Genomic DNA, 15,912 nt, shown 5'->3' on the forward strand with positions numbered 1-15,912 from the left:
GGCAGCCGGATCAGGCGATCCGGCGCGCCGCCACCCGCCCCATGGGGTGCAGGGAATGCACGAGGAAGGGCGCGCCCGGCTCCTCCTCTACGAAGAGCGCCAGATTGGCGATCTCCACCGGCCTCGTCAGAAACGGATCGAAATGAACCCGCAGAGCCCGTTCGAAGCGCGGTATGTCGATGCCGGAAAGGGGCCCGGTCAGGGCCATGTGGAAACGGAACTCGTCCATAACATGCGGATCGCCCCAGCGAAGCAGGTTGGTGAACTGCGAGGCGGTGAGACTGTCCGGATCGCAGCGCTCCATCTCGGCCTCGGTCAGCGGCGCGCGGAAGACGTCGAATTCCTGGACGATGGCCGCCGCCAGAAAATGCATGGCGGTGCTCGGCATGACGGGTGCTAGCCCGAAGAAATTGCCGAGCCGCGCGACCTCCAGCTTAGGCAGCTCGAACGGACGATGGCTGCCGGCAAAGCGCATGAGGTGGCGAAGCAGCGCCGGCTCCGTGACGCCGGGTGCCAGACGAAACGGCGCCTTCAGCATGGCGTGGAAACCATAGCGGCGGGGCAGCGCGGTATTGAAGGCAACGTCGTGTATGCCGATGTCGCGGGTCGGCGGCGGCTCGACGGCCTCGCCCGAAAAGGCGTTACGGCCAAGCCACTCGGCTGYGGCGACCGCGAGCGGATCGTGAACCGGAGGCGTGAAATGAATGGCGTAGCGCATGCGTCAACTTCCCGTGCTTCCTTCCCCAACTCTGTATTTCACGCATTGCTCATCAATCCCTGCGAAGGGAGGTACGTGATTTGCGTGACAGATTGACGACGGAAAGTTGCGATTTGCGCGCCTAGCGGGAAGCGGCAGCGAGATGATTTTCCAAGGAAAATGACGGGGGAAGCCTCGTATCGCGGCCTTCCACCGCGCAAAGCGCGGCATCCGCAAGCCGGTGCGCCAGACCGAAGCTCACCTTGAAGCCGCCGGTGAGCGCGATCACTTGCGGGTGATCGGGATGCGGGCCAACCATGGGGTCGCGGCCGATCGCCTTCGGACGCAGCCCCGCCCAGCGCTCGACCACCGGCGCATCGCGCAGAGCCGGCGATAGCGCCCTCGCCCGGCCAAGAAGTTCGTCGAGCCTGGCATCCGTTCCGGTTTCGCTTTCGAACACATCCTCGCTGGTGCTGCCGACCGCGACGAGCCCCCCTTCATGCGGCACGATATAGAGCCCACCGAGGAAGACGACCGGCAGCGAGGGATCGATATCCGCTTTAAGAAGCGCCGCCTGCCCCTTCACCGGCTGGCCGACGCGGCGCGGCAGAGGTGGCCCGAGCGCCTCGATGAGAGGAAACGACCGATGTCCGGCCGCCACCATGCAGGAACCGAAAGCGAGGCTTTCGCCATCGCGGAAAAGTACCCTGTTGGCAGCCGCATCGATCCGCTCGACCGCGAGCCCTTGCGCCAAGCGGACATGCTGTGCCCTCTTGAGGAAGCCGACAAGCGCCGAGATCAGCCCGCGCGGAGACACGCGGGCGGCAAGCGTATCGTCAACGAGCCCGGCTTCGGCAAAGGCGGGATCGACCCAGGACGGGTCGGGAGAGCGGTCGAGCACATGCCAGAAGAAACGGCGGTCACCCCGCCGCCAGTGGACCTCGGCATCCGCCGAATGGCCGAGCGCGATCTCACGCAAATGCGGCTTCGGCAGCGGGATCAGCCGGCCGGAACGGCGATAGCCGCAGGCGATGCCGGTTGCAGCCTCGATCTTCGCGATCTCGTCCTCGAGCGAAAACAGCGCATCGAACTGGAATTGCTTCTTCTCGTTCCACTTGTCGGGCATATGCGGCATCAGCGCGCCGAGCAGCCCGCCACTCGCCCCCTGTCCCGGCCGGCCCGCATCTACGAGAAGCGTATCGATGCCGAGCCGCTCGGCCTTGACCGCCGCCCAGAGGCCCATGATCCCGCCGCCGATGATGACGAGATCGGCGGAGCGCTGAAGATATCCTGATTGACCGGCGGAACCGGCAGGATTATCCGCATGTGCCATGAGCGACCGTGATCCCGATACTTCCGCAAACAAAGGCCAGATGCCTGAAACCCAGACCCTGGACTGGAACGACGGCGATATGCCCTATTCGCGGGAATTTGGCGATCACTTTTATTGCCGCACCGACGGGCGGCTGGAATGCGGCCATGTCTTTCTTTCCGGCAATGGCCTGCCGGATCGCTGGGCGCAGCCGAAGTCACCAAATGGAGACTTCCTGATCGGAGAGCTTGGCTTCGGCACCGGGCTCAATTTCTGCGAGACCTGGCGGCAATGGAAGCTGTACCGCAAGCCGGACAGCCGGCTGCATTTCATGTCCTTCGAACTTTACCCGATGAGCGGTCAGGATATCGATCGCGCGCTCTCGCACTGGCCTGAGATCAAGGCGGAAAGGGAAGCACTGGTCGCTGCCTGGCCCGCCGAACCCTTCGGCATCATAGAAATTGCCGTGGATGAGCAAACGAGGCTTTCAGTGGTCTGCGGACCGGCGCTGGAGGGTGTTTCGGCCGCGCCCTCTGGTTTCGACGCCTGGTACCTCGATGGCTTCGCGCCCTCGCGCAATCCGGATATGTGGTCGCCGGAGCTGATGCGGACCATCCACCACAAGACCGCAGCGGGAGGCACCTTCGGCACCTATGCGGCGGCGGGCTTCGTGCGCCGCAACCTGCAGGCGGCGGGCTTCATCGTGGAGCGCCGTCCGGGCTTTGCGGGCAAGCGCGAGATGCTGTGCGGAAGGAAACCGGGATAACCGTCGTCAAGACCGCCGGCGCGCGGAAGCCTTGACGACGGCTCAAGGCTCAGCTCGACCGGACGATATCCCGATCAAGCTTGTGAATTTCCCGCTGCAGCTGCTGATAGTTCCGGTTCGGGATCACCCCGTCATGCCGATCGGCCACGGCGATCGCCTGAGCGCGGATATTCGCCTCCTCATGCCTGACCGGCCGGGACGCTGCCATGCTCATCCTGTCGATCCTGCGGTCCTCGGCACGCAGTTCCGACAGCACATGCATCAGTCTTGGCCTTTCCACCATGCCTTGGTGGATGCTGCCGGTCATCATGGGAGCTGGACGCGGCATCGGTGGGTTCAACGCATCCGCATGCGGATCGGCCCCGACATAGTAGTCGTTGGAATCGTTATCGGTCCCGATGCCGGCGGCATAGGCGCCGCCAATGAGGGTCGATAACAAGARGGCGGAAAGTGCTGTTGTCTTGATGAAACGGCGCATGGCTCGTCTCCTCCAAATTCGGAAGCAGGCTTCCGGCAAGCTGTCTCATGCTGTCGCGTCGCGGCGGTCGCCGCCGGCAGCATTCAGCTCACGGAAAAATCTACGGCTGGCGGCCGAGCCTGTCATGTTAAAGTAAAATAATGTTCCAGCTGCCGATTTTGCCTCAAGAAGGCCGGATTTCGGGCGGCCGGGAGCCGGATGGCCTGCTTCGGTCCTTCAGTTATACTGGTTTCTCAAAATAGTATAACGCCAACCCCGTTCTACGACGCCCCACACCTGTTACAGCAGAGCCGATTTCGCGACATCGCCGATCCAGTTGCGGATCTTCGTCTCCAGCGCCTCGGGGCTGATGGGCTTCGAAAGGTAGTCGTCCATGCCGGCCTGGAAGCAGAGTTCGCGATCGCTTTCCAGCGCATGTGCCGTGACGCCGATGATCGGCACATGGGCGCCGGTTTTCCCTTCCAGTTCACGGATTCGCTGGGTCGCCTGATGGCCGTTCATCACCGGCATCGAGACATCCATGATGATGACGGCCGGATCGTGCCTCTGCCATGCGTCCACGGCCTCGGCGCCGTTTTTGACGATCATGAAATTCCAGCCGGTCGCCTGCAATATCTGTGTGAAGACGATCTGGTTGACGTCGTTGTCCTCGGCGACCAGCACGTCCAGCGCCGATACCGCCTTTACGGACGGCGTCGAATGCGCGGCACCCCGCTGAGGACCGGCCGCCGCCGCGGGCAGCGTGGGCGGAGCCGAAACCGGGGCGCGGCGCGTGGCGCGCACCGAACGCACCACATCGATGATCGTGCTGCGCAGAAGATTGGCGCGCGCAGGCTTCATGAGATGCGCCTGGATGTTGAGCGCCGCGAAGGCGCTGTCGTCGCCCGCCATGTCCATGGAGGTGAGGAAGATGATGCCGACGCCATCGAACCGGCTGTCGCGGCGAACATGGCCGGCAGCCTCCATGCCGTTCATTTCCGGCATGTGGTAGTCGAGCACGATGGCGTCGATCACAAAGCCGAGCTTGGCCGCTTCGTCCAGGATCGCAAGCCCTTCGGCGCCTCCCTCGGCGGCGAAGGTATCGAAACCCCACATGCCGAGCTGCTCGGTAAGGATGCGGCGATTGACCGGATTGTCGTCGATGACGAGGATGCGCGCGCCGCTGGTGTTGATCGGCAGGAGCGCCGGACTGCTTCGTTCGCTGACCACCTCGAACGGCAGATGCACGGTGAAGACCGAGCCGCGCCCGACTTCGCTTTCCACCTCTATCCTGCCACCGAAGAGTTCGACCAGGCCGGCGGTGATCGCAAGGCCGAGGCCGGTGCCCTCGTGGCGGCGGGTCGAGGATGAATCGACCTGAGAGAACTTCTCGAAGACCGATTGCAGCTTGTCGTCCGGGATACCTAGGCCGGTATCCTCGATGCGGATCRCCAGCATCACTCCGCCCGGCCCGTGCTGTTCGGAATGAAGATCGATGAAGACATGCCCCTTTTCGGWGAACTTCACCGCATTACCGACCAGATTGGTGACGATCTGCYGGAAGCGGCCTGCATCGCCCATCACGGTATCGCGCACGGAAGCATCGCCGCGCACGATGAGCTCGATGTCCTTCTCCGCGGCGGAAGAGGAAAGCAGCGTCGCCACGTCCTCGATTGCCTCGACAGGATCGAAGGGCGCCTTTCTGAGCTTCATCTGCCCGGCATCGATCTTGGAGAAATCCAGGATGTCGTTGATGATCGTGAGCAGCGCGTTGCCGGATTTGACGATGATATCGACGAAGGTCTTCTGCCGGGTATCGAGGTTCGACTTGGAGAGCAGCTCCGCCATGCCGAGCACGCCGTTCATCGGTGTGCGGATCTCGTGGCTCATATTGGCAAGGAATTCCGATTTCGCGCGGTCGGCCGCCTCCGCCCGGTGAAGCAGGCGCGTGAGGTCCGCCTCGCGGTCCTTCATTTCGGTGACGTCGGTAAAGACCGCCAGCCAATGATCGCTGCCGGTGATATTGGCCTCCACCTGAAGCCAGCGCTTGCCGTCGACATGCAGGGCGGCCGAAACCGGCTTGCCGAGCGCCACGCTCTCTTCCCAGGTCCTCAGCGTCGTCATGGCCTCGTCGGAGGTCCCAAGATCGCCGCGTCTTGCAGCCAGGCGGAAGATTTCCCGCCATGAGGCGCCGGGCACCGTCATCTCCGCCGGGATTTGCAGCATGTGCGCCAGCGCATCGTTGGAGAAGATGATCTCGCCGTCATGAAGGATCAGCAGCCCCTGCGACATGGCGCTGGTGGCGTCTCGCATCAGCGCCCCATGGCGCTCCAGCGCCGCGCGGGCCTCCTGAACCTCCTCGTCGCGCTTGCGCGCCGCGGTGATGTCCATGTAGCTCAACAGAAGCTTGCCGCCGGTGAGCCGCGTGCCCGAAATGAGAATGACACGGCCCCTCAGGCTCGTCACCTCGATCGGCGGCTTTCCCTCCTGGTCGGTGAGGGCCGCGATACGCTGCTCATAGATCTCCTCGAAGGAAAGTTCCGAACCGGCGTAGATGCCGTGATCGAAATTGACCTTGAGGAAGTCCCGGTAGGAACGCCCGGCGAGCTCGGAGCGGTCGCCCGCATCCCAGAAGCCGTAAAAGGCGGAGTTGGCGTATTCGAAGATGAAATCCTCATCGAGGATCGCGACGCCGACCGGCATGGCCTGCAGCATGGTCTGCAGGTCCTGACGCAGCTTGTCGGCCTTCTCCATCGCCTCCTTGATGGGCGTGATATCGGTGATCGAACCGACGATATGCGGCTCGCCGTCCGCCGCGACGATCCTCTTCTGGCGCGTGATGACCGGGACGACGCGGCCGTCCGGAAAGGACTTCTCCTCCGTCTTCTCGCTCAGCGCGCCATCAGCCAGGAGCCGGTCGTTTTCCTCCAGGGCACGCTCGGCCCGGCCCGGAAACATTTCCCGTTCGGTCTTGCCGAGGATATCCTCCCGCTTGACCTCGTACATCTTCTCGTAGGCGCCATTGGCGAAGGCGAGCCGCTGCCGGCTGTCGCGCATGAAGACCGCGACCGGCAGATCCTCCAGCATCGCGCGCAGAAGCTCGGCTTCGGCCAGCGCGCGGCGCAGCGCCATTTCCTGTTCCTTGAATTCCGTTACGTCGTGACGGATGGCGATCAGAGCACCGTTATCGTGCCGCTTGTTGATGCTGCGCATCCAGCGGCCGTCCGACAACTGCTTGACCTTYTCCGCATAGGGCAGATCGAAGCGCTTCAGCCTCTCCGCCACCCAGGCGTCGCGGTCGGGATTGTCCCGCACGAAGCGGACGGGGGATTCACGCCGCTTCCTGTCATAGGCGAACCCCAGGATTTCCGCGAGGTTGATGCCCGGTTGCAGTTCGACATGGGAGGTGAAGTGGTTGATGAGCTCTGCATTGCTGTAGACCAGCGCATTGTCGGCGTCATAGATGCCGATACCCATCTCGAGCATGTCGAGGGCATCGTGAAGCAGGGCACTATCCAGCACGCCGATCCCGCCATTCGCGGCGATGATCGCGGCCGACGGGCCGGCAGCTTCGGCCGCGCTACGCTCGACGGAATGGAAGGTCCCGAAGAGGAATGTCCGGTCATCCTCCGAAAGGAAGCGCTCGATATGGATCTCATAAAGCAGGACGCCCGAATGGTCGAAGCGGCGGGCCACTTCCTCGGTGCCGAAGACGATCGAGCGGCATTCCTTTTCCTTGCGCTCCGCGTCTTCCTCCTTGCCCGCGAAGTCCCGGCTCTGTGTACCGGCGAACTCCTCCACCGGGCGGCCGAACAGCCGCGCGTAAGCGTCGTTGACCGCAACGTAATTGAGCGCGCTATCCTTGATGAAGGCGGGTTCTTGCAGGTCGTTGATCCGCTCGCAGGCCGTCTTCAGCAATTCGCTTTCCGTCTCCAACGGTTCCCCCACTTCATCGCGCCGCCTCCACGCCTGCGCGACTCGGATTGTCCTCCAACCGCGGGATAACATCACGATTAGGGTTAACAACGCGTTGCCGCCAGCGGGCGATTTTCAAAGCCCCGCATCTTCGCAGTTGCGAAACATTCGCTTGACTTTTCTGCGAAAAACCACCACATGGGTGCCAAGCTTTCACCTTCCGGCCGCCGCGTGAGCTGCCCCGCGTCACCCCAAGATCGCGAAGAAGGAACAAGGCGCATTTTGAAGAAGCCCTCTCGGAATTGAGGGTCACAGCGCTGGAAAGCTTGTTTCCAACTCACAAGTTCCCACTTCACGCGGGGTTCTTGACGCCAGAAGTAGCCGACATGGCATGGTGCCGTGCCGGCGCATATGCTTTTGGCGCCCCCGAAAGGTATTCGACTTGACGAATTTTGAATCTCTTGGCGTGTCCAAGCAGATCGTCGCCACGCTCACGGGGCTTGGCATCGAAACGCCGACGCCGATCCAGGCGCAGGCAATCCCCCTCCTCCTCGAAGGCCGTGATCTGATCGGCCTGGCCCAGACCGGCACCGGCAAGACCGCCGCATTCGGCCTGCCGCTGATCGAGCGTCTGCTGGCCGAAGGCATCCGTCCGGACAACCGCACTACCCGTTCGCTGATCCTGGCACCGACGCGCGAGCTGGTGAACCAGATCGCCGCCAACCTGAAGAACTTCATCAAGGGCCGGCCGCTCAAGATCAACCTGGTCGTCGGCGGCGTCTCGATCAACAAGCAGCAGCAGCAGCTCGAAAGGGGCACCGACATTCTGGTCGCGACCCCCGGCCGCCTGCTCGACCTCGTCGCCCGCCGCGCCATCTCGCTGACGACCGTGCGCTTCCTCGTGCTCGACGAGGCCGACCAGATGCTCGACCTCGGCTTCGTGCACGATCTGCGCAAGATCGCCAAGATGGTGCCGAAGCGCCGCCAGACCATGCTGTTTTCGGCCACCATGCCGAAGGCGATCGCCGATCTCGCCGCCGACTACCTCACCGATCCGGTGAAGGTCGAAGTCACGCCTCCGGGCAAGGCTGCCGACAAGATCGAGCAATATGTTCACTTCGTCGGCGGCAAGAACGACAAGACCGAGCTCCTGAAGACTTCGCTGACCGCCAATCCGGATGGCCGCGCCATCGTCTTCATGCGCACCAAGCACACGGCCGAGAAGCTGATGAAGCATCTCGACCATGTCGGCTATTCGGTCGCCTCGATCCACGGCAACAAGAGTCAGGGCCAGCGCGAGCGGGCACTCAAGGGCTTCCGTGACGGCGAGATCCAGACCCTGATCGCCACCGATGTCGCCGCCCGCGGTATCGACATTCCGGCCGTCAGCCACGTCTACAACTACGACCTGCCGGAAGTGCCGGACGCCTATGTCCATCGCATCGGCCGTACGGCCCGCGCCGGCCGCGAAGGCGTCGCGATCGCCTTCTGCGCACCGGACGAGACCGGCCTTCTGCGCGATATCGAAAAGCTCATGGGCATCGAGATCGCCACGGCCTCCGGCGAGCGTCCGGAAGGACTGAGCCGCCCCGTTCGCGGCAACAACAACCGCGGCGGCAATCGTGGCGGCAATGGCAACGGCCAGGATCGCGGACGCGGCAATGGCGAAAGCCGTCCCGCTCGTCGCGAACGCCCGGCCCGCAAACCGTTCTTCGCAAGTGAGGGCGGTGAAAACGGTGCCCGTTCGGAAGAGCGCCGGGAGCGTCCCAACGGCGAGCGCCGCCATGGCGACCGTCCGAACCGGGATAACCGGCGCAACGAGGACTTCCCCAACCGGGATTTCAGGGGCCAGCGTCGCGGCGAGGAAGCGCCGCGCTTCGAAGCCGACAACGATCTCGCCACGACCTCCGATTTCCGTCCGGCCAAGAAGCAGTTCGGCCCCCAGGGCGGACGCGGCAAGGGCCAGCATGGTCACGGCCAAAGCCAGGGTCACGGCAAGCGAGAGCACGCCGCCCATGGCGCGCACGAAGCCGGCAACCAGCGCAAGGCGCATGAGGGTGGCCACGGCCGTCCCGCCCAGAAGCAAGGCGAAAACCGCAACCACGGTGAAAATCGCGGTCCGGTAAGGTTCGGCAACGACAACCGCACCGACAATCGCGGCGGCCAGCAGGGCCGCAAGCGCCGTCCGGCCTGATAGAGGCCATTGAATTGAAAAGCCACCCGCAGCCTGATCGCTGCGGGCGGCTTTTTCTTTTGCGGGAGGCGCCGTTACCGCTGCTTGGCGATTTGCGAGGCCTCCACCGCGGGCGCTGCGTTGCCCCAGCTGTTGCGGACATAGGTCAGCACATCCGCCACCTGCTGGTCGGAGAGCCGCCAGCCGAGCGACGGCATGGAAGGCGTCGTCCGCGCTTCGGGCGTATGCACCGCCTGGCTGCCGTTCAGCACCAGCCTTGCCAGCGTTTCCGCACTCGGCTGCTGGACGATCGAGCTTCCGGCCAGCGCCGGAAAGAGCTGGCGCGCGCCCTTGCCGTCACCGCCATGGCAGGCCGAGCAGGTATCGTGATAGATGGCGGCGCCCGCCGTCATGTGCGGATCGCTCGCCGCGATCGGCTGCGGTTTCTCGGTCGGGCCACCCTCCTTGCTCCTGAGGTATGTGGCGATTGCCCGCAGGTCGCCCTCGGTCATCAGCGAAGTCGAGGCCGTGATGGCTTCCGCCATGGGGCCGGATGCGATCGTGTGCGAATTCGCCCCGGTCTTCAGATAATGCACGAGCTCGTCATCGCTCCAGCCTCCGATGCCGATATGGGGATTGCCGGTGATGTTCGGCGCGTACCATCCCTGAAGCGAGCCGCCCTGCAGGGCCTGATCGTTCTTGTCGGCACCGAGGAAGGTCTTCGGCGAATGGCAGGTGCCGCAATGGCCGGGCCCTTCCACGATATAGGCGCCGCGGTTCCATTCGGCAGACTTGTTCGGGTCCGGTTTGAACTCGCCGCCTGAGAAATTGATCATGTTCCAGCCGAACATCGAGAGGCGGATGTTGAACGGGAACGGCAGCTGGTTGGCTTCGACCGGATTGAAGACCGGCTCCACGGTTCTGAGATAATACCAGAGATTGGAAATGTCCCGGTCGCTCATCTTGGTATAGGCCGGATAGGGCATGGCCGGATAGAGCCGTTTTCCGTCATGGCCGATGCCGGTCTTCATTGCCCGGTGGAAATCCTCCTCCGACCAATTGCCGATGCCGGTCGCCTTGTCGGGCGTGATGTTCGGCGGGATCAGCTGACCGAAGGGCGTTTCGAGCGGCAGCCCGCCCGAGAGCGGCTTCGCCCCCGGCGCGGTGTGACAGGCGGCGCAATCGCCGAGGATTGCCTGATAGCGGCCGCGGATGATCTTGTCCGCCAGGTCCGGAGCTTGCGAGAAGGCAAGTCCCGCCGAAAGGGCGGAAGCGGCAAGCGTGAGGGAAAAGACGATCTTCTTCATGCCGACACCAGAGGCTGACCCGGGTTGCGGAGATATTGCTGACGGATGGCATCCGCCGCGTGATAGGCGAGCGCGCCCACCATGCCGGTCGGGTTCTTTCCGGCATTGTGCGCAAAGGCAGAAGCGCCGACGACGAAGACGTTCGGCACGTCCCAGCTCTGCAGGTACTTGTTGACGGCGCTGGTTCTCGGATCGGTTCCCATGATCGCACCGCCGGTATTGTGGGTGCTCTGGTAGGGAACCGAATCCCAGCCCTTCTTGCGGCGGTTGATGACATATTGCCGTCCGCCGAAGTTCTTCGCGATCTCCTCCATGCGGTCCGATATCCAGTTGGACATGCGGATGTCGTTGTCCGGGAAGTCGAAGGTAATCCGCATCAGCGGCCGCCCGAACCGGTCGGTATAGGTGGGATCGAGATCGAGATAATTGCCGCGGCTCGGATAGCTCGACCCCTGAGAGGAGAAGTTGAGCGTGCTCTTGTAGGCCGCGACGGTCGCCTTCTTCCATTCCGATCCCCAGCGGGGCGTGCCGGGCGGCGTCGGGCGGGTCTGGATCGGACGGCCGTTCGAGGGAATGCAGTTGATGCCCGCGCCGCCCACGAAATCGAGCGGGCCGTGATCGAAGGCATCGCCATTGAAATCGTCCATCGACTGACCGAGCGCGCCGGCAGCGACGAACGGGTTGAAGTTCTTGTCGTCGAAGAATATCTGCGCGCCGGAATTGGTCTGGTAGCAGTAGTTCCGCCCGACCGTTCCCTCTTCCGTGTTGGGATCGTAGATCTGGCCGATACCGGACAGCATCATCAGCCGGACGTTATGCAAGCCATAGGCGCAGAGCAGCACCATATCGGCCGGCTGGAAGAACTCCTCCCCCGACGTGTCGATATAGGTGACGCCGCGGGCGTTCTTCTTCGCCACGTCGAGATCGACATGCAGCACTTCCGAGTCGGTGCGGACCTCGAAATTCTTCTTCCTCATCAGCACCGGCAGGATGGTCGTCTGCGCGCTCGACTTGGAATAGTTGGCGCAGCCGAAGCGTTCGCAGAAGCCGCACATGGTGCACTGACCCATGGCGATGCCGAGCGGATTGATGTAGTCCTGCGAAAGGTTGGCCGAGGGCGTCGGGAACGGGTGAAACCCCATCGATTTCGTGACTTCCGCAAACAAGGTCGGCGCATAGGTCATCTGCATGGGCGGCAGGGGGTATTCCCGCGAGCGCGGGTCCTCGAAGGGATTGCCGCCCTCCTGGATCTGACCGTTGATATTGCCGGCCTTGCCGGAAATGCCGGCCAGATATTCGAAGCGGTCGAAGGCGCTTTCGATTTCAGGGCCCGTAATGCCCCAGTTCTGCAATCGCAGATCCGCGCCGCGACCAGTGCCATAGCGCTCGTTGAGATGATCGACGATGCGGAAGTCGCTGTCCCAGAAGCGCCAGGTATGGCCGTTCCAGTGGACGCCGGCGCCGCCCACTCCGTTGCCGGGCAGGAAGGAGCCGAAATCGCGCATCGGCAGAGCCGTCTGCGAGACATCGTTGCGCATGGTGAAGGTTTCGACGATCGGCTGGAGAAAGAGATCGCGGCGGATGGCATAGCGCAGCTCGTCCTGCGCATAGCCGATGTTGAAATCGGTGGCCGTGTCGCGCCAGGGACCGCGTTCGATCGCGACGACGTCGAGCCCCTCTTCAGTAAGTTCGTGGGCAAGAATGGAACCGGTCCATCCGAGGCCGACGATGACGACGTCCTTGCGGGGGAGAATGGTGGTCATGATGTGCTCGCTACCTGCTCATCCATTCCATCGAGCCAGCGATCGAGACCGGAGGCAGGGGATAGGGTTGATTGTGCTTGGAAACGTGGTCGCGGTAATCGTACCGCGCGCCGGGAAAGCCTAGCATCTTCCACGAGACCATGTCCTTGTTGCCGCCATAGATCGGATCGGCGAAGAAGCCTTCCGTCGTATTGGTCAGCATGAGGTTGAAGAAGGTCTTGGCGTCCACGCCATTGGCAAGCGTGATCTTGGCCGCCTCGATATCCCTGAGCGTGGCATCCTGCTCTTCAGGCGATAGCTCGGAGAAACGCTTGCCGCCCTTGTTTTCTCTGGTCCAGGCGTCGATCGCCGCAAGCCCCGCGCGATAGCGCTGCGCCGGCGTCTGCTCGTGCTGATAGCCCTGGGTGGGCAGGCCGGGAAGGAATGGCCCTTTGGTATAGAGTCGGGTCGAATTGCCGTAATAGCCCGCAAGCTGCCGGTCTATGTAGACGACGCAGCCGGCCTCCTTGCCCCCGATCGAAAGCTCGTCCGCCGGGATCAGCCGGTCGACCACCGCTTCCATGGTGGTCACTTCGTCCGGCGTGAAAAACAGCCAGCCGCCGGGCGTTACCGGCACCGGCGGATCGGCCGCGCGCGCCTCCCACGGCAAGGCGCCGGAGATGCTACGCGCAAGCGTCGAGCCTGCGCTGCCGGCCAGAATGGTGAATGCGACGGAAGAGAGAAATTGGCGCCGCGTGGGGCGCCCAAGACAGTGTCTTTCCATAGGAAGACTCCCCCAAGGAAAAGGCGAAGGCGCGTCAGGAAAGCGCCCGCCGATGCATCGAACCGAACGGTTCAATTTTCACCTAGGGCGGCGGCGGGAGTCGGCAAGGCTAAATTTGAGAAATGTGAATCATGCTCTCATCTGACCGCCGTGAAATCGCGGCTATGCGTTCTTGCGGTTGACCATGTAGACGCCGGCAACCACGATCACCGTGCCGACGATCATCGGCAAGGTCAGCGGCTCGCCGAACAGAATGGCCGCTTCGATCGCCACCACCGGCGGCATCAGATAGATGAGCGAGGCGGCGCGTGAGACCTGCCCCCGCCGGATGAGGTAGAGCAGCAGGCCGACCGCGCCCATGGAGATGCCGAAAACCGACCAGCCCATGGCGAACAACGCCTCGTGGGTCCAGTCGAAGCGCAGGTTTTCCAGCGCGAGCGCCAGCGGCACCGTGACTATGAGGGCGCCGACGAATTGCAGCGTCGCGATCGTCAGAAGGTCGCCCTCCTGCAGGTGGCGCTTCTGATAGAGCGTCCCGTAGGTGACGGAGGTCATCGAAACCAGATTGATAAGGACGGGCAAGGCAAGCCCCGCCAGCCCGCGATCGAAGACATCCAGGAGCTGGGGCGAAATGGCGATGAGTATTCCCGCGAAGCCAAGCACGAGGCCGATCTTCTGGACCGGCTTCAATCTTTCGCCGACGAGAAACGGCGCGGCCATGGCAGTCAAAAGTGGTTGGAGCCCGGCGATGATGCCGGAAAGCCCGGCCGGCACACCCTGCCCGATCGCATACCAGACACCCGAGAGATAGAGCCCGTGCAGGAAGATGCCGGAAACGATCGCGTGACCGAACTGTCCCTGTGTCTTCGGCCATTTTGCCTTCACGACGAGGCAGAGCGTCAGGAAAGCGGCCGTGGCGAGCCCATGGCGCACGACGAGAAAGGTCAGCGGATCGGCATGAGCGGCCGCATATTTCGCGACGATCCAACCCGTGGACCACAGAAAAACGAAGAGGGCCGGAGCCAGACGATCGAGCATAATGGGGTTCCGGCGCTGGCCGTTTGTCAGGAGATTCGCCTGATTAGCCACGCGCGGCCTTCCGCGTCAAAGCAGAAAAACTGATCGATAGGATGAGCCGCGCTTGAACAGCGCGCGGGCAGTTGATGATTTCTGAGGCATGGCCGGGCCGGCATCCTTCAAAGGAGATAGCCGGCAGTCGAAAAAACGTGGCCGAAAAGTATCTGCGGCGGCGCTTTTGAGATTTTCGGAAACTTTCCAGGCAATTGCGCACGGTTCTTGCATTGCTCCTCGTGTTGTACTTTCATGGCGTAAAAAGGGGAACGCGCCTTTGGCATTCGATGAAATGTTGACTGCGGAAAACCTTCCGCGAGAGCCGTACAAGACCTATCACGAATGGTATGCCGGCCAGGATGCGGCACACCTGATCCGCAAAGCCCAGGATGCGGAGAATATCTTCAGAAAGACGGGCATCACCTTCGCGGTCTACGGACATGAGGAAAGCGCCGAAAAGCTCATCCCCTTCGACATCATTCCCCGCATCATTTCCGGCCGCGAATGGCGAAAGCTGGCGCAGGGCATCGAGCAGCGGGTGCTCGCCCTCAATGCCTTCCTGGACGACATCTACCACAAGCAGGAGATCATCAAGGCCGGCCGCATCCCGCGCGAACTGATCGAGAAGAACTCCGCCTTCCTGCCGGAAATGATCGGCTTCAAACCGCCGGGCGGCGTCTATACCCACATCGTCGGCACCGATATCGTGCGCACCGGAGAAGACCAGTTCTTCGTGCTGGAAGACAATGCCCGCACGCCTTCCGGGGTCAGCTACATGCTGGAGAACCGGGAAACCATGATGCAGATGTTCCCGGAGCTCTTCACCAAGAACAAGGTGCAGCGCGTGGAGGATTATCCCCGGCTGCTCCGCCAGTCGCTCGCATCGCTCGCGCCTCCCGGCTGCAAGGGGCGCCCGCGCGTGGCGGTGCTGACGCCGGGCATCTACAATTCGGCCTATTACGAGCATTCATTCCTGGCCGACCAGATGGGCGTCGAGCTGGTCGAGGGCGGCGACCTGCGCGTCATCGACGGGCGGGTGAAGATGCGCACCACGCGTGGCTACGAGGCGATCGACGTGCTCTACCGCCGTGTCGACGACGACTTCCTCGATCCCCTCACCTTCCGGCCGGATTCCGCGCTCGGCATTCCCGGCATCATGGATGTCTACCGCGCCGGCAACATCACCATCGCCAACGCGCCGGGCACCGGCATTTCCGATGACAAAGCGATCTATTCCTACATGCCCGAGATCGTCGAATTCTACACGGGCCGCAAGCCCCTGCTCGAAAACGTGCCGACCTGGCGCTGCTCCGAGCCGGAAAGCCTCAAATACGTGCTCGAGCATATCAGCGAACTGGTCATCAAGGAGGTTCACGGTTCCGGCGGCTACGGGATGCTGGTCGGGCCGACGGCCACGAAGCAGGAGCGTTCCGACTTCGCTGAAAAATTGAAGGCGAAGCCCGGCAACTACATCGCCCAGCCGACGCTGGCGCTTTCAACCGTGCCGATCTTCGTCGACAAGGGCATTGCTCCCCGCCATGTGGACCTGCGCCCCTATGTGCTCGTCTCCGACAAGGTGAAGATCATACCCGGCGGGCTGACCCGCGTGGCGCTGAAACAAGGCTCGCTGGTGGTCAATTCCAGCCAGGGCGGCGGCACCAAGGACACCTGGGTTCTGGAGGATTGAG

Annotated in this window: 11 protein-coding genes; 3 read left to right on the top strand and 8 right to left on the bottom strand. The window is 62.9% G+C overall.

The genetic code is table 11. The features are described from left to right. Window positions 1-10: 10 nt before the first annotated feature. A complete protein-coding gene (locus LCM4573_RS01860) occupies window positions 11-718 on the bottom strand; it encodes a DUF1045 domain-containing protein (protein WP_071004132.1) in 708 nt (235 codons plus the stop codon). Window positions 719-839: 121 nt separating this feature from the next. Further along, window positions 840-2,030 carry an FAD-binding oxidoreductase gene (locus tag LCM4573_RS01865; RefSeq protein ID WP_071004133.1) on the bottom strand — a complete coding sequence of 397 codons (1,191 nt, stop codon included), beginning with the start codon at window positions 2,028-2,030 and terminating at the stop codon, window positions 840-842. Here LCM4573_RS01865 and mnmD point away from each other — a divergent pair. After that, on the top strand, window positions 2,029-2,775 hold the full coding sequence (mnmD, locus tag LCM4573_RS01870; protein WP_071004134.1) for a tRNA (5-methylaminomethyl-2-thiouridine)(34)-methyltransferase MnmD: 747 nt from the start codon (window positions 2,029-2,031) through the stop codon (window positions 2,773-2,775). The two genes, LCM4573_RS01865 and mnmD, sit on opposite strands and share 2 nt — an antisense overlap. 49 nt (window positions 2,776-2,824) lie before the next feature. Here mnmD and LCM4573_RS01875 read toward each other — a convergent pair whose 3' ends face one another. After that, window positions 2,825-3,253 carry a hypothetical protein gene (locus LCM4573_RS01875; protein WP_071004135.1) on the bottom strand — a complete coding sequence of 143 codons (429 nt, stop codon included), beginning with the start codon at window positions 3,251-3,253 and terminating at the stop codon, window positions 2,825-2,827. Between the two features lie 279 nt (window positions 3,254-3,532). Further along, window positions 3,533-7,150 (bottom strand): response regulator, encoded by a 3,618-nt coding sequence (locus tag LCM4573_RS01880; RefSeq protein WP_244505207.1) that lies wholly within the window; start codon window positions 7,148-7,150, stop codon window positions 3,533-3,535. Between the two features lie 439 nt (window positions 7,151-7,589). Between LCM4573_RS01880 and LCM4573_RS01885 the strand changes: the two genes are divergently transcribed. Continuing rightward, window positions 7,590-9,341, top strand: a complete 1,752-nt coding sequence (locus tag LCM4573_RS01885) for a DEAD/DEAH box helicase (RefSeq protein ID WP_071004137.1) — start codon at window positions 7,590-7,592, stop codon at window positions 9,339-9,341. 74 nt (window positions 9,342-9,415) lie between these two features. Here the strand turns inward: LCM4573_RS01885 and LCM4573_RS01890 are convergent, their stop codons facing one another. The 4 genes from LCM4573_RS01890 to LCM4573_RS01905 all read right to left on the bottom strand — a co-directional run bounded on the left by LCM4573_RS01890 (window position 9,416) and on the right by LCM4573_RS01905 (window position 14,194). After that, window positions 9,416-10,627, bottom strand: a complete 1,212-nt coding sequence (locus LCM4573_RS01890) for a cytochrome c (protein ID WP_071004138.1) — start codon at window positions 10,625-10,627, stop codon at window positions 9,416-9,418. After that, complete coding sequence (locus LCM4573_RS01895) at window positions 10,624-12,390, bottom strand: GMC family oxidoreductase (protein WP_071004139.1); 1,767 nt, start codon at window positions 12,388-12,390, stop codon at window positions 10,624-10,626. The genes LCM4573_RS01890 and LCM4573_RS01895 overlap by 4 nt, the downstream gene beginning before the upstream one ends. A gap of 10 nt (window positions 12,391-12,400) precedes the next feature. Then, window positions 12,401-13,153: a gluconate 2-dehydrogenase subunit 3 family protein gene (locus tag LCM4573_RS01900; protein ID WP_071004140.1), complete on the bottom strand. Its 753-nt coding sequence runs from the start codon at window positions 13,151-13,153 to the stop codon at window positions 12,401-12,403. 162 nt (window positions 13,154-13,315) lie between these two features. Continuing rightward, on the bottom strand, window positions 13,316-14,194 hold the full coding sequence (locus LCM4573_RS01905) for a DMT family transporter (RefSeq protein WP_071005130.1): 879 nt from the start codon (window positions 14,192-14,194) through the stop codon (window positions 13,316-13,318). A gap of 322 nt (window positions 14,195-14,516) precedes the next feature. Here LCM4573_RS01905 and LCM4573_RS01910 point away from each other — a divergent pair, with 322 nt between their 5' ends. Continuing rightward, the gene (locus LCM4573_RS01910) at window positions 14,517-15,911 is read left to right on the top strand and encodes a circularly permuted type 2 ATP-grasp protein (protein WP_083347316.1); all 1,395 of its coding nucleotides are present in this window, start codon (window positions 14,517-14,519) and stop codon (window positions 15,909-15,911) included. Window position 15,912: the final 1 nt, after the last annotated feature.

This window comes from Rhizobium sp. LCM 4573 (genome assembly GCF_001854865.1).
Lineage (GTDB): Bacteria > Pseudomonadota > Alphaproteobacteria > Rhizobiales > Rhizobiaceae > Neorhizobium.